This window comes from Hydrogenophaga sp. RAC07 (assembly GCF_001713375.1).
Lineage (GTDB): Bacteria > Pseudomonadota > Gammaproteobacteria > Burkholderiales > Burkholderiaceae_C > Hydrogenophaga.
The window spans coordinates 1543675-1569226 of sequence record NZ_CP016449.1 but is presented as its reverse complement, the minus strand read 5'-3'; the positions used below and the strand labels follow the sequence as shown (position 1 = coordinate 1569226).

Below are 25552 nucleotides of genomic sequence, written 5' to 3'. Positions count from 1 at the left end.
GAAAAGCCCCGAGACCCAACCCGAAGCAGGCTGGCTGGCGCGAGCTTGGCGATCGAATTTGACAGGGCCGTGAATGGCCTCGCAGCGCTTATCCCCAGAACGGGTCGAGCTTGTCGGTGAACGCGGCGAGGTCTTCGAAGTACGGCAATGCGCCCCCCTCGATGGCATGGAACTGCCAGTTGGGCCGCTGCTCCACCGTCACCTTGCCCTGGTAGTCGGTGAAATCGCCCCGCGTGGCCATGCTCACCCACACCGGGCAGGTCACGGCCTCGTACAGGCTGTTGATGTCGCGGCTGAACATACCCGCCGCCACGAAGTGCAGCGGCGCAAAGCGCGCACCGGGCTGGCGTGTGGTGATCACGTCGTAGCGCCACAGCGCTTCGTCGATACGCTTCGATCCCCAGGTGCGCTCCAGAAAATAGCGAATCACCGCCGGGCGGGTGAGGTTGCGGTAGATGCCTTCGGACCAGAATGGCCACGAGAGGATCTTGAACAGCCAGGCCTGGAACAAGGTGCTGCCGGGTGGGCCGTAGCGCCGCTTGGGGCCGCTGAACCCGGTGGGGCTCACCAGGGCCATGCGCCGCACCGTGTGGGGGGCCTCCTGCTGTGCGCGCACCACGAACTCGCTGGCCAGCGACACGCCCAGCACATCGATCGCCTCCACGCCATGGGCCGCCCGCATGTGGGCGAGCATCGCGTGGATCGCGTCGGTCATCAGTCGCGGCGTGTAGACCCGGTCGCTGCGGTCGGAGAAACCGAAGCCCGGGAGGTCCAGCGCGTACACCGCACGGCGCCGGCGGCAGTGTTCAAACATCGGCTTCACCTCGGCTGCAGACCCAGAGGCGTTGACGCTGTGCACCAGCAGCACCGGCGGCAGGTTGGCCGCCCCCGACTGCGGCCAGGCCCGGTAGGCGCTCACGCGGCCCGCTGGTGTGTCGATCTCGAAGCGTTCAGCATCCAGCGCGGGGGGCAATGCAGACATGAGGACCTTGTGGAAGGGATGGGCGTCACGCCACCGGAGCGGGCACGGACCGGTTTTCAGCTTCGATGCTCTCCCGCGCCATGGCCCACACCTCGCGGGGCGGCAAAGGCTTCAAGCGGTGGTCGCTCCAGATCTGCCGCCAGCGCCGCGCCCCGCGCAGGCCGTGGCGCAGGCCCAGCATGTGACGCGCAATCGCGTACCAGGGGCAACCGTCCTCGGCAAAGGCACGCTCCATGTAGCTCACCATCTGCTCTTCCACCGCCTCGCGTGTGATCGTGCTGGGTGCGGCGCCGAAAAAGGTCTCGTCCCACGAGGTGAGCAGCCAGGGGTTGTGGTACGCCTCGCGCCCCACCATCACACCGTCCACCTGCTGCAGGTGATCGGTGATCTGCGCGTTGGTGGTGATGCCGCCGTTGATGCCGATGGTGAGGTGGGGAAAGTCGCGCTTGAGGCGGTACGCCAGCTCGTAGCGCAGCGGCGGCACTTCGCGGTTTTCCTTGGGGCTCAGGCCGTCCAGCCAGGCATTGCGGGCGTGCACCATGAACACGTTGCACCCCGCTTCGCTCACCGTGCCGACGAAGTCGCGCACAAACTCGTAGCTCTCCACGCGGTCGATGCCGATGCGGTGTTTCACCGTCACCGGAATGGACACCGCGTCCACCATGGCCTTCACGCCATCGGCCACGGTCTTGGGCTCGGCCATGAGGCAGGCACCAAACGCACCGCGCTGCACACGGTCGCTCGGGCAGCCGCAATTGAGGTTGATCTCGTCATAGCCCCAGTCTTCGCCCAGCTTCGCGGCCATGGCCAGCTCAGCCGCGTCGCTGCCACCGAGCTGCAGGGCCACGGGATGCTCTTCGGCGTTGAACCGCAGGTGGCGCTGCACACTGCCGTGCGCCAGCGCGCCGGTGGTCACCATCTCGGTGTAGAGCAAGGTGTTTTTGGTCAGCAGGCGGTGCAGGTAGCGGCAATGCCGGTCGGTCCAGTCCATCATGGGCGCGACCGAGAGGCGCCAAGGGCTGAACGGTGGGTGGGTGGGGCTGGCTTCAATCATCTGGGGGAAATGGCTCGCTGACGCAGCCTGGGACTTTACCGCGCCCTTCGTTGCTTCACAGCCGGGCCAGCAGCTTGCCCACACCCACCAGCACCTTCACGTCGCCCGGCGCCAAGCTGGCCTTGACTTCAAAAGCCGGATCGTTGGTGTCGCGCAGGGTGGGCTCTCCGAGTGGCAGGCCCTGGCGGCCGACGATGGCGAGCACCGTGGGTGCATTGGCCTTGGCGCCGCGCCGGGCCACCACCGCCACTTCGCCGCTGGCAAGCCGCACGTAGCTGCCCGGTGGGTAGAAGCCGATGTTCTTGATGAACAACGCACCCAGGGGGTCGGGTGTGAGGTCGGGGCCCAGGTAGAGTTCGCGCGCCACCTGCTGCGAGAGCAGGCCGCCGCGGCTCTTGCGCGGGCTGATGGAGGCCACGTACACATCGGCCATCTGCAGGAGGTGGTGGGCGGTGCTGTTGACGGGTTTGCCGGCCGGGTAGCCCTGGCCGTCGGGGCGCTCGTGGTGGTCTTCCACCAGTTGCAGCCAGGCGGCATCCGCCACACCGAGCTGCCGCATCACTGCCGCGCTGCGCTGCGGGTGCTCGCGCACGGTCTTGCGCTGGGCATCCGACAGCGGACCCGCCTGGCGGGCCATGTCGTCGTGCGCGCGTGTCATGCCGATGTTCATGGTGAGGGCCGCGCGCACCAGCGCGAGTTGGTCGCCCGCAGCCGTGCCGGCCGAAGGTCCGACCAACGTGCACAACCCCGCGGTGAGCAAGGCATGCGTGGCGCTGTAGTGCATGCCGGGGTCAAACAGCAGCTGCACCAGGATCAACAGGCTGTCGTCGGGGTGCTCGCGCCAAAGCTTGTCGGTCAGCGCGGTCAGGCGCTCCAGGCGCTCGATGAAGTGACTGGCGTCGGCGCCCTGGTGCAGCAGGGTGTTGAGCGCGGCATGGGTGTCGGCCCAGGCCTCGGTGGCTGCGAGTTCGTCGCTGGCCTCGGGTTTGCTGTGAACCGGCACCATGGCGTCGAGCGCGGCGATGCGGCTGAGCGATTCGTTGCCGCGCACCATGCGGTCGAGTGCTTCGGTGTAGCTGTAGCTCCAGGCCTGCCAGTCGGCGGCCAGCACCATGGGCGTGTGCAGCATGAGCAGGCCGCGGTGCTGTTCGGAGGTGATGTGCTCGCCCTTGCGCAGCAACAGCACGCCCTTGGGGTCCCAGATGTTCACGGGCACCGGCTGGTTGAGCGCCAGGGATTCCAGGGGCAAGGGTTTGTACATGCTGGCAATGTATCCGCAGTCGGGCCGGGGCGATCAGGGGAAAACCGCCCGGAAACGCCCACAAAAAACCCCGCCGCAGCGGGGTTGGTCGTCGACATGGGGCGGGTTCAGCCCATGTGCAGGCCGCCGTTGACCGAGAAGTCGGCGCCGGTGGCGTAGCCGCCGTCTTCGCTGGCGAGCCAGGCGATGATGGACGCGATTTCGCCGGGTTCACCCAGGCGCTTCACGGGCACGGTGGCCACGATCTTTTCCAGCACGTCGGGGCGGATGGCCTTGACCATGTCGGTGCCGATGTAGCCCGGGCTCACGGTGTTGACCGTCACACCCTTGTTGGCCAGCTCCTGCGCCAGCGCCATGGAGAAGCCGTGCATGCCGGCCTTGGCGGCGGAGTAGTTGGTCTGGCCGGCCTGGCCCTTCTCGCCGTTGACCGACGAGATGTTGATGATGCGGCCCCAGCCTTTTTCCACCATGTCGGCCACGACCTGTTTGGTCACGTTGAACATGGAGTTGAGGTTGGTCTCGATGACGGCGTCCCAGTCTTCGCGCGACATCTTCAGGAACATGCGGTCGCGGGTGATGCCGGCGTTGTTCACCAGCACGTCGATGGTGCCGTGCTCGGCCTTGGTCTTGGCGAAAGCCTCTACGGTCGAATCCCAGGCGCCCACATTGCCGACCGAGGCGTAAAACGTGAAGCCCAGGGCCGCTTGCTCGTCGATCCACTTCTTGAAATCGCGCGTGGGGCCACAGCCGGCAATGACCTTGAAGCCCTCTTTGTGCAGACGCTGGCAGATGGCCGTTCCGATGCCACCCATGCCACCGGTGACGTACGCTACTTTTTGACTCATTGGGGGTTCTCCTCTGGATTGTGTGTGTTGGGCTGCAAGGCGCGTGCAGCCCCGCAGTAGGACTTTGAATCTACCGGCAAATCAGCGTTCGACCGCGAGGGAAACCCCCATGCCGCCGCCGATACAGAGGGCCGCCACGCCCTTTTTCGCGTCGCGGCGAACCATTTCGTGCAGAAGCGTGACCAGGATGCGGCATCCGGACGCACCGATGGGGTGACCGATGGCGATCGCACCGCCGTTCACGTTCACGCGCGCGGGGTCGATGTCCAGCGCCTTGTTGACGGCGCAGGCTTGTGCCGCAAAGGCTTCGTTGAGCTCGAACAGGTCCACGTCGGACGCTTTCCAGCCGGCGCGTGCCAATGCCTTCTGCGAGGCGGGCACCGGGCCCATGCCCATGGTGGCCGGGTCGAGGCCGCTGGTGCCGAAGGCAGCAATGCGCGCCAATGGCGTCAGGCCCAGTGAAGCGGCCTTCTTCGCGGTCATCACCATCACGGCGGCGGCGCCGTCGTTCAGGCCAGACGCATTGCCCGCCGTCACGGAACCCGCCTTGTCGAACGCGGGGCGCAGGCCGGCCAGCGCTTCGGCGTTGGTCTTCTTGTTGATGAATTCGTCGCTGTCAAAAACGACCGGGTCGCCCTTGCGCTGTGGAATGCTCACGCCGACGATCTCGTCCTTGAACTTGCCGGCGTCTTGCGCGGCGCTGGCCTTTTGCTGGCTGCCCAGCGCCAGCGCATCCTGCATGTCGCGCGTGATGGCGTGGACCTTGGCCACGTTCTCGGCGGTGATGCCCATGTGGTACTGGTTGTAGACGTCCCAGAGGCCGTCGACGATCATGGTGTCGACCATCTTCCAGTCGCCCATGCGCTGGCCGTCGCGGCTGCCGTTGAGCACGTGCGGGCTGGCGCTCATGTTTTCCTGGCCACCGGCAATCACGATTTCGCTGTCGCCCCAGGCCACGGCCTGCGCGGCGAGCATCACGGCCTTGAGGCCGGAGCCGCAGACGGCGTTGATGGTCAGCGCCGGGGTTTCCTTGGCCACGCCGGCCTTCATCATGGCCTGGCGGGCGGGGTTCTGGCCCACACCCGCGGCCAGCACCTGGCCCATGATCACCTCACCGATGACGTCGGCGGGCAGACCACTGCGCTCCATCATCGCCTTGATGACGATGCTGCCGAGCTCGGTGGCAGGGACTTTGGCGAGCGAGCCGCCAAACTTGCCGACGGCGGTGCGGGCGGCTGAAACGATGACGATGTCTTCCATGGGTTTGCTCCTTGTTGTGCTCAAAAAATGGGGTCAGGCCTTGGCTTTTACATAGCGGCCAGGTGCGGGTTCGATGGCGGCGTAGGCCTTGCCCTTGCCATAGGTTTTGGGCGCAGCAATTTGCTTGCCAGCCTGTGGCTTGAGCCAGGCGGCCCAGTCGGTCCACCAGCTGCCGGGTTGTTCATCGGCGCTCGCGATCCACTCGTTCACGTCTTTCGGGAACTTGGTGCTTGAGCCGATCCAGTGGCTGCGCTTTTTCTTGCTTGCGGGGTTGATCACGCCGGCGATGTGGCCCGAGGCACCCATGACGAAGCGCTTCTTGCCCGGGAACACCTGGGTGCTGGCGTAGGCGCCGCCGATGGGCACGATGTGGTCTTCGCGCGAGCCGTAGATGTAGACCGGCAGCTTGACCTGGCGGAAGTCGATCTTCTCGCCGCACACCGTCATCTTGCCGGGCTTGATGAGGTTGTTCTCCAAGTACATCTGGCGCAGATAGCGCGTGTAGTAAGGGCCTGGCAGGTTGGTGCTGTCGGAGTTCCAGTACAGCAGGTCGAACGGTGGCGGTGTTTCGCCCTTGAGGTAATTGCCCACCACGTAGTTCCACACCAGGTCGTTGGGCCGCAGGAAGCTGAAGGTGGTGGCCAGGTCGCGCCCGGGCATGAGGCCGCCCTGGGCAAACTGCGCCTCGCGGTACTTGACGAAGTTCTCGTCAATGAACACATCGAGGATGCCGGTGTCGGTGAAATCGAGCAGCGTGGTGAGGAAGGTGGCGCAGTTCACCGGCTCTTCACCGCGCGCGGCCAGCACCGCCAGCGCGGTGCCGAGCATGGTGCCGCCCACGCAGAAGCCCAGCGCGTTGATGGTCTCTGCGCCGGTGATGTCCTGTGTGACGCCGATCGCCTTGATCACCGCGTCTTCGATGTACTGGTCCCAGGTGGCCTGGGCCAGTGACTCGTCGGGGTTGCGCCAGCTCACCACAAATGTGCGGTGGCCCTGCTCCACGCAGTAACGGATGAGCGAGTTCTCGGGCTGCAGGTCGAGGATGTAGAACTTGTTGATGCAGGGCGGCACCAGCAGGAACGGCCGCTCATACACCTTGGCCGTGAGCGGTTTGTATTCGATCAGCTGGAACAGTTCGTTCTCGAACACCACCGCACCTTCGGTGGTGGCCACGTTCTTGCCCACCTCGAACACGCTCTCGTCGGTCATGGACACGTGGCCCTGCTTCATGTCGTGCAGCAGGTTGGCCATGCCCTTGGCGATGCTCTCGCCCTGGGTGTCGATGGCCTTTTTCTGCGCTTCGGCGTTGAAGGCCAGAAAGTTGCTCGGCGCGCTGGCGTCGATCCACTGCTGCACCGCGAAGCGCACGCGGGTGCGTGTCTTGGCATCTCCCTGCACCGCGTCGGCCAGGGCCATGAGGGTGCGTGCGTTGAGCAAGTAAGCCGCGGCCGAGAACGCCGCCATCGGGTTGCTGGCCCAGGCTTCCGACGCAAAGCGCCGGTCGCCCTCGGGCTTGACGGATGGACCCTGGTTCCACAGAGCGGTCACGTCCTTCAGATACTGGTTCTGGATCTCCAGCAGCTTCGCGGGGTCAAAACTCACCTGCTGACCCGAGGCGTTCTTGAACATGTCGCCCATGCCGGGCATGGCCGGCATCGCGGGCATGCCGGGAAAGGCTGCCCCACCGGCCGGCATGGGCATGCCGAACGGGTTGGCCGCGCCAGCCTGCGGCATGAAAGCCTTGAACGCCGCAAACGGATCGCTGGCGCCGGCCTGCGGGGCGGCAGCGGCACCAGGAAAGGCCTGGGCCATCTGGGTCCACTGCTGGACGAGGTTCTGCTGAAACGCGTTGGCGGTTTCCAGCCAGTCGGTGGGAGGGGTTTTGCCCGATGTCATGCTGGTCTCCTGTGTTTTTGTGTGCGGCCTATCATTCCCCGCGTGGGAAAGGGTGTCCGGCTTTTCTCAAGTATCTGTGTGGCGCCTTCCAGCAGACTGACGCTTTTCCCCCGGCCTGCAAGGATCGCTGTGTACCTGGTCGTGATTGGTTGGATGTATGTTGTTCTGATGATGTCGGTGGCCGAGGCGACCAACACCACAGGCTCGGTCCTTGGAGCCATTGTGACCTTTTTTCTCTACGGTCTGCTGCCCGTGATACTGGTGGTTTACCTGATGAGGACACCCGCCAGGCGCAAGCAGATCAAGGCCCGCGAAGCCGCCGAACACCAGGCGCAGATGGCACGGCTGGCTGCGAACGCAGCGCCTGCGGCAATGGCCTCAGTCGATCCAGACGCAAGCGGCCATGCGCCCGGTGCTGCCGAGGATGGTGGCGTCGCGCCGGTGCGAAAAGAAGTGTGAGGTCTGTGTCACGGTACACCACGGTGGCGAGCCGTCGTTGCCGTGCACGTTGGTGATGCCCACCGCCTGAAGGCGCAAGCGCGCCAGGGCTTGCAGATCGGCCATGAACTTGCCCTTGCCCAGCGGCCAGAAATGCGCTGCGGCTTCGTGGTCAACGGCCACAAATGCCTCGCACACCTCGGCGCCGACTTCAAACGCTTTCGGCCCGATGCACGGGCCGAGCCACGCGATGATCTCGCCTTCGCCTGCGGCATTGTGCAAGGCGCGCGCGGTGACCTCGATCACACCGTCGGCCAGTCCGCGCCAGCCCGCGTGGGCCGCGGCCACCGCGGTGCCCGAGGTGTGTGCGAACAGCACCGGCAGGCAATCCGCCACCATGATCGTGGCGGCCACGCCCGGGCCTTGAACCATGCAGGCATCGGCCACTGCGCCGTCGGGCATGTCGGGCATCAGCCGCACGATCTGCGTGCCATGCACCTGCTTCAAAAACACAGGGCGCGCGGGTGAGGTGAGAGCTGCCAGCCGCTCGCGGTTGCCCGCCACGGCCAGCGGCTCGTCGCGCACATGGTCGCCGAGGTTGAAGCTGTCGAAGGGAGCCATCGACACGCCGCCCACCCGCGTGGTGAACAGTGCCCGCACACCGGGTGGTGCGGGCCAGTCGGGAACGATGGCGTCCGCAGCCGGCAACATCAGGCTTCGGCGTCCGGGCAGGCCGAGGGCTGCGCCTTCTGGAACGCGGGGTGCTTCATGCAGGCCTCAAACGCCGCCATGGTGCGCGGCAGGCCCGAGAAGTCGACGTTGAAACGCTGGCCGTTGAAGATCTGCGGCACCAGGCAGCAGTCGGCCAGGGTGGGGGTTTCACCAAAGCAGTAGGTGCTCGGCGCTTGCGAGGCCAGCTGACGCTCGAACGATTCGAGACCGCTGCGCACCCAGTGGCGGTACCAGGTGTTCTTCGTGTCCTCGTCAACCTTGAGGTCCTTGCTCAGGTACTTGAGCACACGCAGGTTGTTGATGGGGTGGATCTCGCAGGCAATGATCTGCGCCAGGGCACGGACCCGTGCGCGGCCCAGCGCATTGGCGGGCAGCAGGGCCGGCTCAGGGTGCAGTTCGTCCAGGTATTCGATGATCGCCATGGACTGCGTCAGCCGCGTGCCGTCATCGAGCTCGAGCAGGGGCACCAGGCCTTCCACCGCGATGTCGGTGTAGGCCGGCAGCTTGTGCGCGCCCTTGGCCAGGTGGACCGAGTGGTATTCGTAGTCGAGGCCCTTGAGGGCGAGCGCGATGCGAACGCGAAACGAGGCCGAAGAGCGGAAGTAGTTGTAGAGCTTCATGCCCGCGAGGATAAACCGTGAGAGGTATCCCGGCGAAGCTGCGGCTGCTGGTTATAGTCCAGCGCGGTGCATGTGCATCGATCAGAAAAAAGAGAGACAAGATGAAACTCCGCATGGCCATACTTGCCCTCACGGCGGTCACACTGACCGGCTGCGCCTCCTTTGTGGCGCCCACCTACAGCCCCGACTACCCCAGCATCGACCGGCTCAAGCTTGCCCAGCTGGGCAAGGTCGCCGTGGGCGAATTCCAGCCCCGCAGCCCCGAGGCCCCGGTCAACAAAATTTCGCTGCGCGGCGCGGCCTTTGTGTCGTCCAACGGCAGCTTTGCCCAATATCTGGAAGATGCCATCCGCTCCGATCTGACCGAACTGAAGGTGCTCGACCCGAAGGCCGAGACGCGCATTGACGCAACGCTGCTGAAGAACGACATCGATGTGTCCGGCATCAACACCGGCGAAGGATTCATGGACGTGCGCTTGAGCGTGATCAAGCGCGGGCAGACGGTCCACGACAAGATTTACAGCGCGAAGACGCAATTCGAGTCGAGCTTTGCCGCTGCGGTGGCGGTGCCCAAGGGCCAGAGCGAATACCCCCGACTGGTGCGCACGCTGCTGCAAACGATTTACGCCGATCCCGCCTTCATCACCGCCGTCAAACCTTGAACTTGAAAAGAAAGCAATCCATGTCCCTTCAGAATTTCTGGCGCCTTCCCCTGGCTGCAACGCTGCTCGCCCTTCTCACCGCCTGCGCTCACCCCATCGGCATCAGCCCACTTGAAACGCCTGTGCGCAATGAAGCCGGGCTCAATCCGAAGAAGGTCGCTTACGTCATGACCGACGCCGACCGGGGCAAGGAAGTCATCACCGCCGGTGGCGGGGGCGACAAGGTGAGCTACTTCCCCTACCGCGATCTGGAGAAATCAATTCGCGATGCGCTGCGCGCGGTGTACTCGGATGTGTTTGTGGTGAAGTCGGCAAGCGACCGCGAGGCCATCGCCACTTTCGGTGTGACCCATGTGTTCTCGCCCAGCATCACCACCACCACCGAATCGCCTTCGTTGTTCACCTGGCCACCCACCAAGTTCGGGATCGACCTGACGTGTGAGGTCAGCGACGCCGAGGGCAAGGCTGTGACCACGGTGAAGGCCCAGGGCAACGGGACCGCCGAGTTCGCCGAATTCAAAAGCGATTTCGGCCTGGCGGGACGGCGTGCTGCCGCGCAGTTGTCCGAGCAGCTCAAACAACAGGTTCAGGCCAACGCCAAACTTCGTTGAACCCAATGGCACATGCACCAATGCTGTGGCGGTGCATGGTGCGTCAGGCCGCCAGTGCGGGGTAGTCGGTATAGCCCTCGGCGCCACCGCCGTAGAAGGTCTTGTTGTCGGGCTCGTTGAACGGGCCACCTTGCTTCAGGCGCGCCACCAGATCGGGGTTGGCAATGTAGGTCTTGCCGAAGGCCACCAGGTCGGCGCCGTCGTTCACCGCATCCTTGGCCATCGGCAGGTCGTAGCCGTTGTTGACCATCCAGGCCGCCTTGCCGCCCGCTGCGTGGTACGCCGTGCGCAAGGCGTCATAGTCGAACGGTCGGTCGGCCAGCTCGCGCGGGCCGCCGGTGGCGCCTTCGATGAAGTGCACATAGGCCAGGTCGAACTTCGCCAGTTCTTTCATCACGTGGGTGAACAGCGGCTGCGGATCGGCATCGATCACGTCGTTGGCCGGGGTCACAGGCGAAAGGCGAATGCCGGTGCGGCCCGCGCCGATGGCGTCGGTCACGGCCTGGACCACTTCCACCAGCAGGCGCGCCCGGTTCTCGATGCTGCCACCGTAGGCGTCGGTGCGCTGGTTGCTGCCGGTCTTGAGGAACTGGTCGATCAGGTAGCCATTGGCCGCGTGGATCTCCACACCGTCAAAACCGGCTTCGATGGCGGCCAGCGCAGCCTTGCGGTAGTCGTTCACGACGCCCGGCAGCTCGCTGGTCTCCAGCGCACGGGGTACCGAGGTCTCCACGAACACGGGCGCGCCGTCCTTGAGCAGCACGGTCTTGGTCTTGGCCGCAATGGCCGAGGGCGCCACAGGCGAAGCGCCATTGGGCTGCAGGTCGATGTGCGACACACGGCCCACGTGCCAGAGCTGAGTCACGATCTTGCCGCCCGCGGCGTGCACCGCAGCGGTGACGGCTTTCCAGCCGGCGATTTGCTCAGGGGCGTACAGCCCGGGCACATCGGCGTAGCCCTGGCCCTGGTGGCTGATGGCGGTGGCTTCGGTGATGAGCAGGCCGGCGCTGGCGCGCTGCTGGTAGTAGGTGGCCATGAGCGGCGTGGGCACGGCGTTGGGCGCGCGGTTGCGCGTGAGCGGCGCCATGACGATGCGGTTGGCCAGCGAGAGCTGGCCGGCGGTGAACGGAGAAAACAGCGAGGTGGTGGTCATGCGAGCGGTGCGGTCCGTGGAAGTGACAAAGGGAAAACCCGAGTATTCCCCCTTCCCCGGGCGCTCGCGCCGGGCGCCGCCTCATAACCCGCCAGCCGCACGGCCATTCGAAGGCACAAGAACCCTGGCGCCGCACGCGTGGCAGCCCCCGGACCGCTCAGTTGCCACCGATGTGGATGCGGTAGGCCGCGCCGTTGGAAAACGTGCAGGTCCCCGCGCCCTGGTAGGGCGTGTTCATCTGGTATTCGCACGACATGTACATGCCCTTCGGACTGAACGCGCTGGCCACCCCGCGTCGCTCGTCGTTGGACAGACGGGTGGCCTCACCGGTGAGCACCTCACCCATGTAGGAGACGTTGAAGACCCCCTTGCCGGTCATCATGTTGGTGACCGATCCGGTGACGATGCCGGTGGAGGTGGCGATGTCGTTGACCGGGTAAAGGCGCGCCGGCAGGTTGGCAGGCGCGGCCGCACCACCGGGCAGTACAGCCGCGCGCGGCGGCACCACCGTACCCACCGGCGGCAGGGGGTAGTGCTGGTAGATCACCTGCCCGTCGGCCTGGCGTTCGGGCACGACATAACAGGCGGTCAGCCCGGATGACACCAACAGCGTGAGGGCACATGACAGCACGGTGCGCATGAGAGTCTCCTTGGAGCAACCAGGGGTCTCGCCCCTGCAAGGCCAGTCTAGGCAGCGCTTCGCATCCGGCGTTGAGCAACCTCAACGCAGCAACTGTCTAGCGGATGCCCTGCAGCGCGGCCACGACCTCGGGAACGATGCTCACGGCATTGGAGGCATGCGGGATGCAGTCGGTGCTCCAGATTTCACCCACACCCGAGCTGCGCACCAGTTGCACCGCGCCCTGGGCAAACAGTGCATGGGTCACTGCCACGTCGACCGAAGCCGCACCCGCCGCGCGCAGCTTCACGGCTGCGCGCGCCAGCGTGTGGCCGGAACTCGCCACATCGTCCATGAGCACCACCGCGCGGCCCGCCACCGGCAGTTCGGGCAGCACGATGTCCACGTCCCGGTCGCCATGGCGCGTCTTGCGGCACACGGCATGGTCCCAGCCATGGCGTGCAGCGGCCAGCGCCACCCATTGCAGCGCCTCTTCATCCGGCCCCATCAGCAGCGGGTTCTGGCGCTGGGTGGCAATGTGGTCGGCCAGCAGCGGCGCGCCGCTGAGCGCGATCGCGTCCTTCACCGGCATCGCTTCATGCAGCGTGGCCACGCGGTGCAGGTGCGGGTCGATGGTGATGATGGCGTCGAACAACCCGGCCAGGAAACCGCCCACGATGCGCTGGCTGATGGCCTCGCCGGGGTTGAAAGCGATGTCCTGGCGCATGTAGGCCAGGTAGGGCGAAACCAGCGTGAGGTGCTGCGCACCCAGCGTGCGGGCGGTTTGCGCGGCCAGCAACACCTCCACGAGTTTTTCGTTGGGCTGCTGCAGACCGCGCCAGAGCACTACGCGCGCGGGCAGCTCGGCGGGCAGGCGCAGGCGCGTCTCACCGTCGGGAAAACGGTGTCTCTCCACCACGGCCAGGGCCATGCCGAGGGCGCTGGCGGCCTGGCCGGCCAGCGCCGCTTCATCGTCGAAACACAGCACACAACCCGCAGCGAGTTTGCTTGAAAGGGACATCAGAACTCCACAAAAACATGGGGCACCTCGGCGGCGGTGCCCAGGCTGAAACCGCTGGCGCGCTCGCTGGCCTGACGCGCGAATTCCAGATCGGCCGGGTAGCTGGCGTACACGCTGTAGAGCACCTCACCCGCGGCCACCGGCTCGCCGAGTTTGACGCACAGGTCCACACCCGCGCCCCGCACCTTGGGCGCGCCGGCCAGGCGGGCAATCTGCGCGATCTGCAGGTTGTCGATGCCGGTGACCACACCGGCGGCTGGCGCCCTCACCGCCAGTGTGAGCGCGCCCAAGTCGGGGTGGTGGTGGTCAAAACCCCGGTCGCCCTGTGCCTGCACGATGGCCTGCATCTGCGCCAGCGCACGGCCCGAGTCGAGGATGTCGCGCGCGATGCGAAAGCCATCACCACCGCGCACGTCGGGGCTGCATTCGATCAGGCGGCCCGCGAGCCGCAGCGATTTCTGGCGCAGGTCGTCGGGCGCGCGCGGGTCGTTTTCCAGCACCTGCATCACGTCGCGCGCTTCGAGCACCGGGCCCACGCCACGGCCTACCGGCTGGCGGCCGTCGGTGATCACCACATCGAGCGACAGGTGCAGGCGCTGCGCCACGTATTCGAACAGGCGGCGCAGGCGTTGCGCCTCGGGCATGGACCGCACCTTGGCCGTGGGGCCGATGGGAATGTCGAGCACGAGGTGGGTCGCACCGGCGGCGATCTTCTTGGACAGGATGGAGGCCACCATCTGCCCGGGCGAGTCGATGGACAGCGGGCGCTCCACCGAGATCAGCACGTCGTCGGCCGGCGAGAGCTGGGCGGTGCCGCCCCAGGCCAGGCAACCGTGGTGCTGGCGCACGATGCCGGTGAGCTGATCGAACGGCAGCTCCACATTGGCCAGCACTTCCATGGTGTCGGCGGTGCCGGCGGGCGAGGTGATGGCGCGCGACGAGGTCTTGGGAAACACCAGCCCGTGGGCCGCGACGATGGGCACGACCAGCATCGAGGTGCGGTTGCCCGGGATGCCGCCGATGCAGTGTTTGTCGACCACCAGCGGCTCGTTCCAATCGAGCCGCCGGCCGCTGGCCACCATGGCTTCGGTCAGAAAGCAGACCTCCTCGCGGTCGAGCTCGCTGCGGTTGCAGGCCACCATAAAAGCGGTGAGTTCGATCTTGGAATAGCGCAGCTCGGCGATGTCGCGAATGATGTGGCGGAAGTCGTCGCGGCCCAGCCGCTCGCCGTTGATCTTGCGAAACAACGCCGGAATCGACTCGGGCGGCTCGGCCGGCGACACCGAGGCGGGGTGCCCCCCGGCAACTTCCAGCCGGGCAAAGGCGTCCTCGGACACGCCGATCTCGTTGCATCCCACGATGCTGCTGTCGTCCACCACATTGAGCGTGGCCAGGATGCGCCGGCCATTGGCCCTGACCTCCACCTTGGACAAGGCCTGGAAGCCTTCGGCCCGCACCACCTCGCAGTCGCGGTGCAGGTAGGCCACGTTCTCGTGGTACGTGTCGATGGCCACGCGCCGCAGCGTGAGACCGGGGGAGAGAGCTGTTTCAGCGGTGGGCGACATGCCCGGGACGATACACCGCGGCCGTGTCCTCAGCCGACGACAAGCCGCATGACCGGCATCACACGTTCGGACTCCGCGCGCCGCTCCAGCGCCAGGCGCATGTTCATCTGCGCCACCTCGGTGTGCTCCACCGCCAGCGCCTGGGCGCGTGCACCTTCGCCACGCAGGAGCGCGGCGAACAGCATGTGGTGCTGGCGGTGCGCGTAGAGCATCCAGTCGCGGTCGAGTGCCACCGTGCCCTGCATGGGCAACATGGCCGAGGCCGGCGCGAACGGCAGCTTGTCGTTGAGGGCGACGGCGCGTTGCAGGGCACGGTTGCCGCAGGCTTCGAGCAGCAGCGCGTGAAACCGGTCGTTCATCACCGCATAGGCTGCGTAGCTCTCGATGGTCAGCGGGCTGTTGGCCAGCAGCCGGTCGCCTTCGTCCAGACAGGCCTGCAGCTGACCCTGCAACTGGCGCGACACGCCATGCTCCGCCACCAGCCGCGCGGCCATGCCTTCAAGGTGGCCGCGTACGGCAATGGCGTCGGTCACTTCTTGCGCGGTGAACTGGCGCACCAGGTACTTGCCGGTCTCGTTGGCTTCGACCAGACCCTCCTGCTCCAGCGTGACGAGCGCGGCGCGCACGGGGGTGCGCGAGGCACCGAGCCGCTCCGCGAGTTGCTGCTCGGCCAGGCGGTGCCCGGGTTCGAACTGGCCACTCAGGATCAGGTCGCGCAGTTGCATCAAAACGGTGTCTTGCAGGCTCATGCCGCAAACTGTACACTGAAAAATATAAACGGGATACCGTTTGAACCGCACCCACCGGAGCCCCCATGAAAGCCGAACTCAACCAGCGCCTGACCCAGGTCGGGCCCCGCACCCCCGGGGGTGAACTGCTGCGCCGCTACTGGCAACCGGTCGCCCTGCTCGACGAGTTCGATCCCGCGCTGGACCCGGCCATGGCGGTTCGCCCCGTCAAGGCCGTGCGCGTGCTCGGGCAGGACTTCGTGCTGTTCCGTGATGCGCAAGGCACCTACGGCCTGCTCGATCGCGACTGCCCGCACCGCGGTGCCGACCTCGCCTTTGGCCGCAACGAAGGTGATGGCCTGCGCTGCCCGTTTCACGGCTGGAAGTTCGACACCACCGGCCAGTGCATCGAGACCCCGGGTGAGCCCGCCGGCAGCACGCTGTGCACCCGGATCCAACAGCGCAGCTACCCGCTGGTGCAAAAGAGCGGCGTGCTGTTCGGCTGGTTCGGCCCCGAAGACCAGACTCCACCGCCCTTCCCTGCACTCGACTGCTTCAACGCCCCGGCCTCGCACACCTTCGCGTTCAAGGGTCTGTGGAACTGCAACTGGCTGCAGTCGTTCGAGGTGGGCATCGACCCGGCGCACGCCTCGTACCTGCACCGGTTCTTCAACGACGCTTCACTGGACGACAGCTACGGCAAACAGTTTCGTGGCGCGAGTGCGGGCGACGTGGCTGGCGAGCGCTGGCCCATGACGCGTGTGATGCGCGAATTCGGCCAGCCGCAGATCACATTCGAAGCCAAACCCCACGGCCTGCAGCTCACCGCGCTGCGCCCCATGACGGACGAGCTCACGCATGTGCGCGTGACCAACGCCGTGTTCCCGCAGACCTTCGTGATCCCGCTCTCCGAGACCATGACGATCACGCAGATGCACGTGCCGGTGGACGACACCCACAACTACTGGTTCGCCTTCTTCACCAGCTTCACCGCCCCGGTGGACAAGGACGCCATGCGCAAGCCGCGCCTGGCCGCCGTGACCCTGCCCGACTACCAACCGAAGACCGGGCGCCACAACAACTGGGGTTTCAACGCGCAAGAACAGCAGACCCGCACCTACCTGGGCATGGGTGAAGACGACATCAACGTGCACGACCAGTGGGCCTGCGAGAGCATGGGCGCCATTCAGGACCGCACGCGTGAGCACCTGGGCACCACCGACAAAGTGATCATGGCGAACCGGCGCATGCTCCAGCAAGCCATCGACACGGTGGAGCAAGGTGGCTCCGCCCCGGGCATTGCAGACCCGGCTTTGCACGAGCAGATCGGCGGCCCCGACACCGTGGACGGCATCGCACCGTCGCAGGGCTGGCAAGCCTGGTGGCAAGACGCGGTGCGGGCCAAACGTGAAGGCGCGCCGTGGCACCACGTCGCTGGTGAAACCGTGGCGGCGAAATGACCCGTTTCGCCGAACGCTGCGGCATCCACACCGCCGCCCGCGAGGCCGCCTGCGTGCGCCTGGTCAAGCGCATCGAAGCCAGCGGCGTCGAACTCGTGCGCATGGGCTGGTGCGACACCCACGGCATGCTGCGCGGCAAAACCCTCACCGCCACGGCCGCCATGCACGCGTTGCAGGGCGGTGTGGGCATGGTGGGCACGCTCATGCTCAAGGACACGGGCGACCGCACCGCATGGAAAGTGTTCGAACCCGGTGGCGCCGACGACCTGCCCGGCTTTGCCGGTGCGGCCAACCTCATGTTGCTGCCCGACCCCGAGAGCTTCACCGAGCTGCCCTGGGCACCCCACACCGGCTGGCTGCGCTGCCAGCCCTGGTTTGCCGACGGCACGCCGGTGCCGCTGGACACCCGGCGCGTGTTGCAGAACGCACTGGCCCGACTGGGTGAAGCGGGCCATGGCCTGAAGACCGGGCTGGAGGTCGAGTTCCACATTTACCGCATCACCGACACGCGGCCCCAGCTCGACCCCGAGCTGGCTGGATGGCCCGGCCTGCCGCCCACGGTGGAGATGATCCACCCCGGCTACAACCTGCAGGCCGAGGCCATGGTGGACATGAGCGACGAGCCGCTGCGCATCGTGCAGCGCACTGCGCAGGCGCTGGGCCTGCCGCTGCAATCGCTGGAAATCGAACTCGGTCCGAGCCAGGTGGAGGCCGTGTTCGACGCCACCGACGCGCTGACCGCAGCCGACCAGATGGTGCTGTTTCGCAATGGCGTGCGGCAGGCGCTGCGCCGCGCGGGCTACCACGCCACCTTCATGTGCCGTCCGCCGTTTCCGCACATCATGTCCAGCGGCTGGCACCTGCACCAGTCACTGGTCGACCTGAAGACCGGGCGCAACGCCTGCATGCGCGACGCTCCCGCACCCGACACCACGCCGCTGGACGCGCGGCACACCTTGTCGGACGTGGCCAGCCACTGGCTTGCCGGCCTGCTGGCGCACGCGCGCGGCATGACCCCGCTGTGCACGCCCACCATCAACGGCTTCGCGCGCTTTCGTCCCAACGCGCTGGCGCCGCAAGCCGTGCTCTGGGGGCGCGACAACCGGGGCGCCATGCTGCGCGTGGTGGGTGGTGCGGGTGACCAGGCCACGCGCATCGAGAACCGCATTGGCGAACCTGCGGCCAATCCGTATCTCTACATGGCCGCACAGATCCACGCCGGGCTTGACGGTCTGCATCAGCGGCTGCAGCCGCCACCCGCCAGTGAAACGCCCTACGCCGACGGCAGCGAGAAAATACCGACCTCGTTGTCCGAAGGTCTGCAGGCGCTGGAAGCCGACGCGGCCTTGTGCAAGGGCCTCGGCCAGGAGGTGGTGCACCATTTCTGCCGCGTCAAACGCAGCGAGATCGAGCGCCATGCGCTGGCCGAGGACAAGACCGACTTTGAATGCCGCGAGTATTTCGCCCGCACTTGAAACACAGCCATGATCTCCATCCGCTTCATCCACCCCGACCAGACGCAGCAAGACATCCAGGCCCGCCCGGGCGACAGCCTCATGAAGGCCGCAGTGGACGCCGATGTCAAGGGCATCGAGGCCGACTGCGGCGGCAGCCTCACCTGCGCCACCTGCCACGTGATGATCGACGCCCCGTGGTCCGATCTGCTGCCCCCGCCTGTGCCCGACGAGCTCGACATGCTCGACTTCGCCTCCAGCCCGGTGGTGCCGCAGAGCCGCCTGAGCTGCCAGGTGCGCCTCACCGCCGAGCTCGATGGCCTGGTGGTGCGCCTGCCGGCTTCACAGCACTGATGGCACACTGACCGCGCCCATTCCATCCAACCCAGCCCACACACCATGTCCGAGCACTATGCCTTCACCCCGCCCGCCACCGTCTCCGTACCCGTGGTCGGCAGCACCGAGCGCTTTCCGGTTCACCGCATCTACTGCGTGGGCCGCAACTACGAAGAGCACGCGAAAGAGATGGGCTTCACCGGCCGCGAGCCACCCTTCTTCTTTTTGAAGCCGGCCGACACCGTCGTGGTGGCCGAGCCGGGCCAGACCGCCAGCACACCCTACCCCAGCCTCACCAACAACCTGCACCACGAGATCGAGCTGGTGGTGGCCATCGGCACTGTCGGCAAAAACATCAAGGCGGCCGACGCTGCGAAACACATCTACGGTTACGCCGTGGGCCTGGACATGACGCGCCGTGACCTGCAAGGCGAGATGAAGAAGCAGGGCCGCCCGTGGTGCATCGGCAAGGCATACGACCACTCGGCGCCCATCGGCCCGATCACGCTGGCAGCCGACGCCGGTGACGTGAACAACGCGCCCATCTGGCTGCAGGTCAACGGCAGCGACCGCCAGCGCAGCAACGTCAACAAGCTGATCTGGAACGTGGCCGAAACCATCGAGCACCTCTCGGCCGCCTGGGAACTGCAACCCGGCGACCTGATCTACACCGGCACACCCGAAGGCGTGAACGCTGTGGTGCGCGGCGACACGCTGGTCGGCGGCGTGGACGGCCTCACGCCCATCAGCGTGGCCATCAGCTGATGCACCTTGCCGGTTCTACGCAGTATCCCCAATAGGCCCTTGCGGGTTTGACCTCTGAACACCGGCGCCGCATCACCCTATCCTCGATTCACTTTTTCATCGACCTCAGGAGACCTCTTCATGATCCAACGCAGAACCTTGATCCAGTCCGGCGCGGCCATCGCACTGGGCGCACCCGCCCTCGTGGGCTTTGCCCAGCAAAGCGTCACGCTCAAGTTCCATACCTTCATGGCGCCGCAGTCCAACGTGTGGCTGAACATGCACAAAGCCTGGATGGACAAGGTCGAGAAGGACTCGGGCGGACGCATCAAGTTCGAGGCCTACCCGGCCATGCAGCTGGGCGGCTCGCCGGTGCAGCTGTTCGACCAGGCGCGCGACGGTGTGGTGGACATCGTGTGGACCCTGCCGGGCAACACGCCAGGCCGCTTCCCGCGCATTGAAGTGTTCGAGCTGCCGTTCATGATGAACAACGCCGAAGCCACCTCCAAGGCCTACTGGGAATACGTGCAGACGGTGGCCAAAGACGAGTTCAAGGACGTGCAGCCGATCGCGCTGCAGGTGCACGGCCCCGGCATGTTCCACATGCGCAGCAAACAGATCAAGACCGCAGAAGACCTGCGCGGCTCCAAGGTGCGCGGCCCCACCCGCCAGATCACCAAGATGCTGGGCTACCTGGGCGCCACGCCGGTGGGCATGCCGCTGCCGCAGATTCCCGATGCCCTGTCCAAAGGTGTCATCGACGGCTGTGTGATTCCATGGGAAGTCGTGCCCTCGGTCAAGGTGCAGGAGCTCACCAAGTTCCACAGCGAGTTCGACCCGGCCGGCGGCGCGCTCTACACCACCACCTTCGTGATGGCCATGAACAAGGCCAAGTACGCCAGCCTGCCACCCGACCTCAAGGCCGTGATCGACAAGAACTCCGGCATGGAAACCTCGGGCTGGCTGGGCAAGACCCAGCAGGCGGGTGATGCTGCAGGCCGCGAATCGGCGGTCAAACAGGGCAACACGATCTACACCATCCCGTCGGCCGAAGCCCAGGAGTTCCGTCGCAAGGCGCGCCTGGTGGAAATCGAGTGGATGCAGGACATGGACAAACGCGGATTCAACGGCAAGGAACTGCTGGAAACCGCGAAGGCACTGATCGTCAAACACGGCAAGAAGGCTTGAAGCCAATACTCTCCAGAAAGCCGGGCCTTGCAGCCCGGTTTTTTTTCGCCTTCACAGCGGCCCGCTAAACTGCCCCGATGCTCCGCTCACCCGCCAAACACTGCCGCAATTGCGGCACAGCTGTCGACATCCGCCTGCCCGACGATGGCGACACCAAGCCGCGCGCGGTCTGTCCGGCCTGCCACCTGGTGCACTACGACAACCCGCTCAATGTGGTGGGCACCGTGCCGGTCTGGGGCGACAGTGGCCAGTACGTGTTGCTCTGCAAGCGCAACATCGAACCGCGCTTCGGCAAATGGACGCTGCCTGCGGGCTTCATGGAACTCAACGAAACCACCTCCGAAGGCGCAGCCCGCGAGACCGTGGAAGAAGCCGGTGCGCAGTTTGAAATGGGCGAAATCTTCACGCTGATGAACGTCTCGCGGGTGGGTCAGGTGCACATCTATTACCGCGCCCGCCTGCTCAGCGACATCTTCGATCCCGGACACGAAACCATCGAGGCGCGGCTGTTCACTGAAGAACAGATTCCCTGGGACGAGATCGCTTTTCGCACCGTCCGGGAAACGCTGGAACACTACTTCGCCGACCGCCGCCAGGGGCGCTTCAGCTTCCACGCTTTCGACATCGCCTGACACCGGGCAGCCCGGTCGTCACCACTCCGCGCCGGCATGACCACCCCCCGCACCTGGCCCCTGGTGCTGCGCCTGGGCACGGCGCAGACCCTGGCCTGGGGCTCCACCTACTACCTGCCCGCCCTGCTCGCCCGTCCCATGGCCGAGGGCCTGGGCCTGCCCATCTCGCAGATCTGGATCGCGTTCACCGTGGCCTTGTTGGCCTCGGCTGTGCTGGGCCCGTTCGCCGGCCGAGCGATCGACCGCTGGGGTGGCCGCCCGGTGCTCATGGGCACCAGTGTGCTGTTCGCGCTGGGCCTGGGCTGCTTGTCGCAAGTGCAAGGCAACACCAGCCTCATGCTGGCCTGGCTGCTGATCGGCATGGCGATGGGCAGCGGGCTGTACGAAGCAGCGTTCGCCGCCTTGGTGCGCCTGCACGGCACGCAGGCGCGATCGGCCATCACCGGCATCACGCTCATCGCGGGTTTTGCCAGCACGGTGGGCTGGCCACTCACGGCGCTGCTGGAGGCCGAATTCGGTTGGCGTGGCGCCTGCCTGGCCTGGGCCGGCCTGCACGTGCTGGTGGGGCTGCCATTGAACGCCAGCATTCCGCGCGCAGTGGGGCTGCACACGCCGCCGCAGGCTGTTGAAGCGGACAACCCCACCTTGCAGCCCCACACACCGCCCCCCAGACACACCGCCTGGGTTCTGTCTTATGTGTTCGCCGCCACCTGGTTCATCAGCACCGCCATGGCCGCGCATTTGCCGCAGCTGCTGGTGGCCAGCGGTGCCACGCTGGCCGGGGCGGTGGTCATTGGTGCCCTGGTGGGCCCGGCGCAGGTGGCGGGACGCATGCTGGAGTTCGGCTTTCTGCGCCGGCTCCATCCCTTGCTCTCAGCGCGCGCTGCGGCTCTGGCCCACCCGGTGGGCGTGGCCTGCTGGCTGCTGCTCGGGCCGGCGGCCGGACCGGCGTTTGCGCTGCTGCACGGCGCGGGCAACGGCATCCTCACCATTGCCAAGGGCACCTTGCCGCTGGTGTTCTTTGGCCCGGTGGGCTACGGCCAGCGGCAGGGGATCATGATGGCGCCTTCGCGCTTGGCGCAGGCCTTTGCGCCACTGCTGTTCGGGCTTTGCATCGAGCGGTGGGGGGCGGGCGCGCTGTGGATCTCGGGCGGGCTGGGCCTGAGCGCACTGGCTGCGTTGCTGTGCCTGCGCGCCGGGTCGCCAAAGACCCGGCCTTAGTGCTGCAGGCCTGCGTCGCCCCAGCCCAGCAACTCGGCCAGGCGGCGTACCACCCACACCGACTCAGCTTCGTTGACGACCGCAGGCTCCACGCGCAGGCCTTGCAGGCAGCGGGTGAGCACATCGTTCTCGGCCAGTCCGAGGCTGAACTCCATGTTGCGAGCGGTCTCGGTCAGGAGCTGGGCCATGTCTTCGCAGAGCTCGTAGCGCGCGGCGAGGTCATCGCGCGCCAGGCTGGGCTTCTGGCGGCCAGGAAGCACATACAGGGCCATGAAAGAGCTGGGGATTTCTATCTGGTATTCGTCGGACACGGAATTATTTACTTTAAACAAGCGCGCGACTTGATTCGCGCCCTATCCGTTTCAAGATTCGCGTTTCATCCTGGGGCACTAGCGGGATTGCTCCTGCCTGATCTCCACCAGTCCACGCGCTTTCGACCGTGTTGCCGGTCACGTTTCGGCGTTCCTCGCCGTACGCATAAATGTTCTTAGCCGCATTGTGGTCGCGGTCATGGATCGCGCCACAGCCCCTGCACACCCACCGGCTGATGCCCAGCACCACACCGGGTTCACGGGCGCCGCAGTCACTGCAGGTCTTGCTGGTCGGCTCCCATTGGCCAACCTCAACGAGGCTTCGTCCGGCCCAATCGGCCTTGTAGCGCAGCATGCTCAGGAACATCCCGACGCTGGCGTCGGCGGTACTCTTGGAAATGCTTCGGTTCTTCGCCCAACTCTTGACGTTGAGGGTCTCGACCTTGATGGTTTGCGCACTGGCCACGATCTCACCGGTTGCCTTGTGCGCGTAGTCCTTGCGGATGTTGGCGATGCGCTGGTGCAGCCGTGCGACAGCCTGCTTGGCCTGATTGCGGCGGCGGCTGCCCTTGACCCTTCTACTCATCCGACGCTGGTACCGCTTCAGACGCTGCTCATGCTTTCGCAGAGCGCCGAGCTTTGGCACCTCGCGGATGTTCAGTCCGTCATAGATCGTGGCCAGCGTCTTCAGGCCCATGTCGATGCCAACGCATTCAACGGGCGCAGCATTCATCTGCGGCACAGCGCACTCAAAGATGCTGGCCATGTACCACTTGTCCGCTTCGCGGTAGACGCGGCTGGACAGCAGGCGCCCTGCAGGCAGGTCGCATCCCCGGAACTTCACCTTTCCAAGTTTGGGTAATTTGACCAGGCCATCACCGAACGAGGTGTTCTGGTTCACCATGTAGACTGAAAGCTGCTTGGCGACCTTGCCCCGGAAACGCGGGCGCGCAATCTTGGGCCCCTTGCGCTTGCCAGAGAGGCCGTTGAACCAGTTCACCAAGGCCTTGTGCAGATCGTCGGACAGCGTCAGCAGCGCGTGCGCAGGCATGTCGGAGATCCATTCGGTTCCCGCCATCTTCTTCATGCCGACGATGAGGGCGTGAATCTCGGCCTTGCTGGGCCAACGGCCGTTGATATCGCGCGCAGTGAACACGCAGTCCAGCGCTGCGTTCCAGACGTAGCGCAGCCCGCCCTGCCAGCGTCGCAGGGATGATGCCTGCTGTTGGTTCGGGTACAGGCGCAGCACGGCAGCACGGGTGATCTTGGCCCCGCTCATGCGGTCAAGGCCCTCCAGCTCAGGGAGAGGGCGAACATTGATCCGAGGACTGCATCGAATCGCTCCATCCGGCTCATCCGGCGCATGTCCCAGCGGACGGCCAGCTCCCGCAGATACCTGTCTGCGTGCTTGATGCTGAACCATTGCCACACGCCAGCGATGGCGCGTTTGATGGTGGCGTTGAAGCTCTCAACGCTGTTGGTGTGTGCACAGACGACGGCCAGCGGATCGCGCCTGGACCACTCGCCCTTGCTGTGGTTCACGCGCAAATGTGCTGGAAAACGCTTGCCGATCCAGCGATAGGCTGGCAGCTCGTCGGTGACGTGGACGGCGTCTCGGTCCAGCCAGTCAAACACCGCGCCCGCAATGGTTCGCTCGCTGTGAGTGCGGCCCCTGCGAGCTTTGGCGTTGCCGTCGCGCTCAACGGCAGTGACCGCCATCATCTTTCGGGAGCCACCGCGCCCTTTGGGTTGATCGTCGTCGCTGTCGTGCTTGCTCTTCGCATCGCGGCCGCGTTTACCCCCGATGTAGGTCTCATCGACTTCCACGATGCCCTTGAGGGTGGAATCATCGTCGGCCAGAAGCTGGCGAATGCGATGACACAGGAACCAGGCGGTTTTATAGGAGATGCCGAGCTGTCGGCTGATGACCATTGCCGACACGCCTTTGCTCGAAGTGGCGATCAGGTAGATCGCCATGAACCAGGTCGGCAGCGGCAAGTGCGTGCGCTCCATGGGCGTGCCAGCTGTCACGCTGAACTGCTTTTGGCAGGCCCGACATGCCCAGGTACGCGGTTGAGCCGTCTTCCAAGCGTCTGAAATGGACCCGCATTTGTCGCAGACAGGACCATGGGGCCAGCGCGAGCGTGCGAGGTACTCAACGCACTGCCCCTCTGTGCCGAAAGTGTCTGTGAACTGTTTTAGGTCCATACTCAATTTATACCCCAAAGCTTTTCTAAAGTAAATAGACCCGGTCGGACATACCGCACTGTATTGCTCCGGCATGGGCGTTCGGGCACGATCCGGGCGTCTTCAACGCACAAACACCTCAAGGCGCTCACCATGGGTATCTGGCTCGAACTCGGCATCTTTCTGGTCATCCTGGCGTTTGGTGTCTGGCAGTTGATCGACGTTAAGAAGGCGATCCGCGAACGCAAACAGCGCCAGGCCGTCGAGAAGGCCTCCGCGCCTGACACCGATGTGGCACCCGATGAGCACCGGGCATGACGGCTGCCCGACCAGTTCCACCCGCACCCTCTAACACCGCAGAACTCACGGCCGGAGACCAGTCGCGCATCATTGAAATGGCCTGGGCCGACGAGATCTCGTTTGAGGCCATCCGCTTCCAGTTCGGGCTTGATGAATCCGCCGTCATCCGTTTCATGAGACGGTCATTGAAAGCGGGCTCGTTCAGGCTGTGGCGGCGGCGCGTCGAAGGCCGCAGCGCCAAACACGAGCGTCGCCTGCGCTCCCGCTGAATC

28 protein-coding genes and 1 pseudogene are annotated in these 25552 nt (G+C 65.7%); 12 read left to right on the top strand and 17 right to left on the bottom strand.

Annotated features, from left to right (window positions below):
• Window positions 1-88: 88 nt before the first annotated feature.
• The 6 genes from BSY239_RS07385 to BSY239_RS07360 all read right to left on the bottom strand — a co-directional run bounded on the left by BSY239_RS07385 (window position 89) and on the right by BSY239_RS07360 (window position 7298).
• Window positions 89-982, bottom strand: coding sequence for an alpha/beta fold hydrolase (locus BSY239_RS07385; RefSeq protein ID WP_069046277.1), 894 nt, complete (start codon window positions 980-982; stop codon window positions 89-91).
• Window positions 983-1007: 25 nt separating this feature from the next.
• Window positions 1008-2036: a tRNA dihydrouridine(20/20a) synthase DusA gene (gene dusA / locus BSY239_RS07380; RefSeq protein ID WP_069046276.1), complete on the bottom strand. Its 1029-nt coding sequence runs from the start codon at window positions 2034-2036 to the stop codon at window positions 1008-1010.
• Between the two features lie 55 nt (window positions 2037-2091).
• On the bottom strand, window positions 2092-3297 hold the full coding sequence (locus BSY239_RS07375) for an HD-GYP domain-containing protein (RefSeq protein ID WP_069046275.1): 1206 nt from the start codon (window positions 3295-3297) through the stop codon (window positions 2092-2094).
• Between the two features lie 107 nt (window positions 3298-3404).
• Window positions 3405-4142: an acetoacetyl-CoA reductase gene (gene phbB, locus BSY239_RS07370; RefSeq protein ID WP_069046274.1), complete on the bottom strand. Its 738-nt coding sequence runs from the start codon at window positions 4140-4142 to the stop codon at window positions 3405-3407.
• Window positions 4143-4223: 81 nt separating this feature from the next.
• Entirely contained in the window at window positions 4224-5402 is a 1179-nt protein-coding gene (locus BSY239_RS07365; RefSeq protein WP_069046273.1) for an acetyl-CoA C-acetyltransferase, read from the bottom strand.
• A gap of 33 nt (window positions 5403-5435) precedes the next feature.
• Window positions 5436-7298 carry a PHA/PHB synthase family protein gene (locus tag BSY239_RS07360; protein ID WP_069046272.1) on the bottom strand — a complete coding sequence of 621 codons (1863 nt, stop codon included), beginning with the start codon at window positions 7296-7298 and terminating at the stop codon, window positions 5436-5438.
• 129 nt (window positions 7299-7427) lie between these two features.
• On the opposite strand from BSY239_RS07360, the gene BSY239_RS22020 reads away from it, so the two are divergent.
• Window positions 7428-7757 carry a hypothetical protein gene (locus tag BSY239_RS22020; RefSeq protein WP_083239857.1) on the top strand — a complete coding sequence of 110 codons (330 nt, stop codon included), beginning with the start codon at window positions 7428-7430 and terminating at the stop codon, window positions 7755-7757.
• Here BSY239_RS22020 and pgeF read toward each other — a convergent pair.
• Window positions 7677-8447 carry a peptidoglycan editing factor PgeF gene (pgeF, locus tag BSY239_RS07355; protein ID WP_069046271.1) on the bottom strand — a complete coding sequence of 257 codons (771 nt, stop codon included), beginning with the start codon at window positions 8445-8447 and terminating at the stop codon, window positions 7677-7679. The two genes, BSY239_RS22020 and pgeF, sit on opposite strands and share 81 nt — an antisense overlap.
• Window positions 8447-9088: a maleylacetoacetate isomerase gene (gene maiA / locus BSY239_RS07350; protein WP_069046270.1), complete on the bottom strand. Its 642-nt coding sequence runs from the start codon at window positions 9086-9088 to the stop codon at window positions 8447-8449. The genes pgeF and maiA overlap by 1 nt, the downstream gene beginning before the upstream one ends.
• Window positions 9089-9201: 113 nt before the next feature.
• On the opposite strand from maiA, the gene BSY239_RS07345 reads away from it, so the two are divergent.
• Window positions 9202-9750, top strand: a complete 549-nt coding sequence (locus tag BSY239_RS07345; protein ID WP_236944154.1) for a hypothetical protein — start codon at window positions 9202-9204, stop codon at window positions 9748-9750.
• A 20-nt stretch (window positions 9751-9770) separates the two neighbouring features.
• On the top strand, window positions 9771-10361 hold the full coding sequence (locus BSY239_RS07340; RefSeq protein ID WP_172823087.1) for a hypothetical protein: 591 nt from the start codon (window positions 9771-9773) through the stop codon (window positions 10359-10361).
• 43 nt (window positions 10362-10404) lie between these two features.
• Here BSY239_RS07340 and BSY239_RS07335 read toward each other — a convergent pair whose 3' ends face one another.
• From BSY239_RS07335 to BSY239_RS07315, 5 genes are all read right to left on the bottom strand, one after another.
• A complete protein-coding gene (locus tag BSY239_RS07335; RefSeq protein WP_069046268.1) occupies window positions 10405-11514 on the bottom strand; it encodes an alkene reductase in 1110 nt (369 codons plus the stop codon).
• Between the two features lie 157 nt (window positions 11515-11671).
• Window positions 11672-12154 (bottom strand): hypothetical protein, encoded by a 483-nt coding sequence (locus BSY239_RS07330; RefSeq protein ID WP_069046267.1) that lies wholly within the window; start codon window positions 12152-12154, stop codon window positions 11672-11674.
• Window positions 12155-12251: 97 nt separating this feature from the next.
• Window positions 12252-13154, bottom strand: coding sequence for a ribose-phosphate diphosphokinase (locus tag BSY239_RS07325; RefSeq protein ID WP_069046266.1), 903 nt, complete (start codon window positions 13152-13154; stop codon window positions 12252-12254).
• The gene (locus BSY239_RS07320; RefSeq protein ID WP_069046265.1) at window positions 13154-14719 is read right to left on the bottom strand and encodes a thymidine phosphorylase family protein; all 1566 of its coding nucleotides are present in this window, start codon (window positions 14717-14719) and stop codon (window positions 13154-13156) included. Before BSY239_RS07320 ends, BSY239_RS07325 begins: the two co-directional genes overlap by 1 nt.
• Before the next feature lie 29 nt (window positions 14720-14748).
• Window positions 14749-15468 (bottom strand): GntR family transcriptional regulator, encoded by a 720-nt coding sequence (locus BSY239_RS07315; RefSeq protein WP_069046264.1) that lies wholly within the window; start codon window positions 15466-15468, stop codon window positions 14749-14751.
• Between the two features lie 65 nt (window positions 15469-15533).
• Here BSY239_RS07315 and BSY239_RS07310 point away from each other — a divergent pair, with 65 nt between their 5' ends.
• The 7 genes from BSY239_RS07310 (at window position 15534) to BSY239_RS07280 (ending at window position 22482) form a co-directional block, all read left to right on the top strand.
• A complete protein-coding gene (locus BSY239_RS07310; protein WP_069046263.1) occupies window positions 15534-16907 on the top strand; it encodes a Rieske 2Fe-2S domain-containing protein in 1374 nt (457 codons plus the stop codon).
• Entirely contained in the window at window positions 16904-18382 is a 1479-nt protein-coding gene (locus BSY239_RS07305; RefSeq protein ID WP_069046262.1) for a glutamine synthetase family protein, read from the top strand. The genes BSY239_RS07310 and BSY239_RS07305 overlap by 4 nt, the downstream gene beginning before the upstream one ends.
• A 9-nt stretch (window positions 18383-18391) precedes the next feature.
• Window positions 18392-18715 carry a 2Fe-2S iron-sulfur cluster-binding protein gene (locus BSY239_RS07300; RefSeq protein WP_069046261.1) on the top strand — a complete coding sequence of 108 codons (324 nt, stop codon included), beginning with the start codon at window positions 18392-18394 and terminating at the stop codon, window positions 18713-18715.
• Between the two features lie 45 nt (window positions 18716-18760).
• Window positions 18761-19462 (top strand): fumarylacetoacetate hydrolase family protein, encoded by a 702-nt coding sequence (locus tag BSY239_RS07295; protein ID WP_069046260.1) that lies wholly within the window; start codon window positions 18761-18763, stop codon window positions 19460-19462.
• Window positions 19463-19582: 120 nt separating this feature from the next.
• Window positions 19583-20629, top strand: coding sequence for a TRAP transporter substrate-binding protein (locus BSY239_RS07290; protein WP_069046259.1), 1047 nt, complete (start codon window positions 19583-19585; stop codon window positions 20627-20629).
• A 77-nt stretch (window positions 20630-20706) separates the two neighbouring features.
• Complete coding sequence (locus tag BSY239_RS07285; protein WP_069046258.1) at window positions 20707-21261, top strand: NUDIX hydrolase; 555 nt, start codon at window positions 20707-20709, stop codon at window positions 21259-21261.
• 36 nt (window positions 21262-21297) lie between these two features.
• Window positions 21298-22482, top strand: coding sequence for an MFS transporter (locus BSY239_RS07280; protein WP_069046257.1), 1185 nt, complete (start codon window positions 21298-21300; stop codon window positions 22480-22482).
• Here the strand turns inward: BSY239_RS07280 and BSY239_RS07275 are convergent.
• The 4 genes and pseudogenes from BSY239_RS07275 to BSY239_RS23060 all read right to left on the bottom strand — a co-directional run.
• Window positions 22479-22793, bottom strand: a complete 315-nt coding sequence (locus tag BSY239_RS07275) for an ATPase with chaperone activity (protein ID WP_069046256.1) — start codon at window positions 22791-22793, stop codon at window positions 22479-22481. The two genes, BSY239_RS07280 and BSY239_RS07275, sit on opposite strands and share 4 nt — an antisense overlap.
• A 13-nt stretch (window positions 22794-22806) precedes the next feature.
• Entirely contained in the window at window positions 22807-24072 is a 1266-nt protein-coding gene (locus BSY239_RS07270; protein WP_069046255.1) for an RNA-guided endonuclease InsQ/TnpB family protein, read from the bottom strand.
• A complete protein-coding gene (locus BSY239_RS07265) occupies window positions 24069-24806 on the bottom strand; it encodes an IS1595 family transposase (RefSeq protein WP_069046254.1) in 738 nt (245 codons plus the stop codon). The genes BSY239_RS07270 and BSY239_RS07265 overlap by 4 nt, the downstream gene beginning before the upstream one ends.
• A 36-nt stretch (window positions 24807-24842) precedes the next feature.
• Window positions 24843-25001: pseudogene (locus tag BSY239_RS23060) on the bottom strand (transposase); the annotation flags it as partial.
• Window positions 25002-25133: 132 nt separating this feature from the next.
• On the opposite strand from BSY239_RS23060, the gene BSY239_RS22380 reads away from it, so the two are divergent.
• Both BSY239_RS22380 and BSY239_RS07260 read left to right on the top strand, forming a co-directional pair.
• Window positions 25134-25298: a hypothetical protein gene (locus BSY239_RS22380; RefSeq protein WP_156775432.1), complete on the top strand. Its 165-nt coding sequence runs from the start codon at window positions 25134-25136 to the stop codon at window positions 25296-25298.
• Entirely contained in the window at window positions 25295-25549 is a 255-nt protein-coding gene (locus tag BSY239_RS07260; RefSeq protein WP_069046253.1) for a TIGR03643 family protein, read from the top strand. Before BSY239_RS22380 ends, BSY239_RS07260 begins: the two co-directional genes overlap by 4 nt.
• The last annotated feature ends 3 nt before the right edge of the window (window positions 25550-25552 follow it).

What these genes read in the sequence shown, in the direction of transcription:
- BSY239_RS07360 (WP_069046272.1), bottom strand. Translation starts at nt 7,298, where the DNA reads ATGACATCGGGCAAAACCCCTCCCACCGACTGGCTGGAAACCGCCAAC.
- BSY239_RS07285 (WP_069046258.1), top strand. Translation starts at nt 20,707, where the DNA reads ATGCTCCGCTCACCCGCCAAACACTGCCGCAATTGCGGCACAGCTGTC.
- BSY239_RS07280 (WP_069046257.1), top strand. Translation starts at nt 21,298, where the DNA reads ATGACCACCCCCCGCACCTGGCCCCTGGTGCTGCGCCTGGGCACGGCG.
- BSY239_RS07290 (WP_069046259.1), top strand. Translation starts at nt 19,583, where the DNA reads ATGATCCAACGCAGAACCTTGATCCAGTCCGGCGCGGCCATCGCACTG.
- BSY239_RS07265 (WP_069046254.1), bottom strand. Translation starts at nt 24,806, where the DNA reads ATGGAGCGCACGCACTTGCCGCTGCCGACCTGGTTCATGGCGATCTAC.
- BSY239_RS07305 (WP_069046262.1), top strand. Translation starts at nt 16,904, where the DNA reads ATGACCCGTTTCGCCGAACGCTGCGGCATCCACACCGCCGCCCGCGAG.
- BSY239_RS07335 (WP_069046268.1), bottom strand. Translation starts at nt 11,514, where the DNA reads ATGACCACCACCTCGCTGTTTTCTCCGTTCACCGCCGGCCAGCTCTCG.
- BSY239_RS07340 (WP_172823087.1), top strand. Translation starts at nt 9,771, where the DNA reads ATGTCCCTTCAGAATTTCTGGCGCCTTCCCCTGGCTGCAACGCTGCTC.
- BSY239_RS07365 (WP_069046273.1), bottom strand. Translation starts at nt 5,402, where the DNA reads ATGGAAGACATCGTCATCGTTTCAGCCGCCCGCACCGCCGTCGGCAAG.
- BSY239_RS07315 (WP_069046264.1), bottom strand. Translation starts at nt 15,468, where the DNA reads ATGAGCCTGCAAGACACCGTTTTGATGCAACTGCGCGACCTGATCCTG.
- dusA (WP_069046276.1), bottom strand. Translation starts at nt 2,036, where the DNA reads ATGATTGAAGCCAGCCCCACCCACCCACCGTTCAGCCCTTGGCGCCTC.
- BSY239_RS07300 (WP_069046261.1), top strand. Translation starts at nt 18,392, where the DNA reads ATGATCTCCATCCGCTTCATCCACCCCGACCAGACGCAGCAAGACATC.
- BSY239_RS07295 (WP_069046260.1), top strand. Translation starts at nt 18,761, where the DNA reads ATGTCCGAGCACTATGCCTTCACCCCGCCCGCCACCGTCTCCGTACCC.
- BSY239_RS07320 (WP_069046265.1), bottom strand. Translation starts at nt 14,719, where the DNA reads ATGTCGCCCACCGCTGAAACAGCTCTCTCCCCCGGTCTCACGCTGCGG.
- BSY239_RS07385 (WP_069046277.1), bottom strand. Translation starts at nt 982, where the DNA reads ATGTCTGCATTGCCCCCCGCGCTGGATGCTGAACGCTTCGAGATCGAC.
- BSY239_RS07325 (WP_069046266.1), bottom strand. Translation starts at nt 13,154, where the DNA reads ATGTCCCTTTCAAGCAAACTCGCTGCGGGTTGTGTGCTGTGTTTCGAC.
- BSY239_RS07310 (WP_069046263.1), top strand. Translation starts at nt 15,534, where the DNA reads ATGAAAGCCGAACTCAACCAGCGCCTGACCCAGGTCGGGCCCCGCACC.
- pgeF (WP_069046271.1), bottom strand. Translation starts at nt 8,447, where the DNA reads ATGTTGCCGGCTGCGGACGCCATCGTTCCCGACTGGCCCGCACCACCC.
- BSY239_RS07345 (WP_236944154.1), top strand. Translation starts at nt 9,202, where the DNA reads ATGGCCATACTTGCCCTCACGGCGGTCACACTGACCGGCTGCGCCTCC.
- BSY239_RS07270 (WP_069046255.1), bottom strand. Translation starts at nt 24,072, where the DNA reads ATGAGCGGGGCCAAGATCACCCGTGCTGCCGTGCTGCGCCTGTACCCG.
- BSY239_RS07375 (WP_069046275.1), bottom strand. Translation starts at nt 3,297, where the DNA reads ATGTACAAACCCTTGCCCCTGGAATCCCTGGCGCTCAACCAGCCGGTG.
- BSY239_RS07260 (WP_069046253.1), top strand. Translation starts at nt 25,295, where the DNA reads ATGACGGCTGCCCGACCAGTTCCACCCGCACCCTCTAACACCGCAGAA.
- BSY239_RS22380 (WP_156775432.1), top strand. Translation starts at nt 25,134, where the DNA reads ATGGGTATCTGGCTCGAACTCGGCATCTTTCTGGTCATCCTGGCGTTT.
- BSY239_RS07330 (WP_069046267.1), bottom strand. Translation starts at nt 12,154, where the DNA reads ATGCGCACCGTGCTGTCATGTGCCCTCACGCTGTTGGTGTCATCCGGG.
- maiA (WP_069046270.1), bottom strand. Translation starts at nt 9,088, where the DNA reads ATGAAGCTCTACAACTACTTCCGCTCTTCGGCCTCGTTTCGCGTTCGC.
- phbB (WP_069046274.1), bottom strand. Translation starts at nt 4,142, where the DNA reads ATGAGTCAAAAAGTAGCGTACGTCACCGGTGGCATGGGTGGCATCGGA.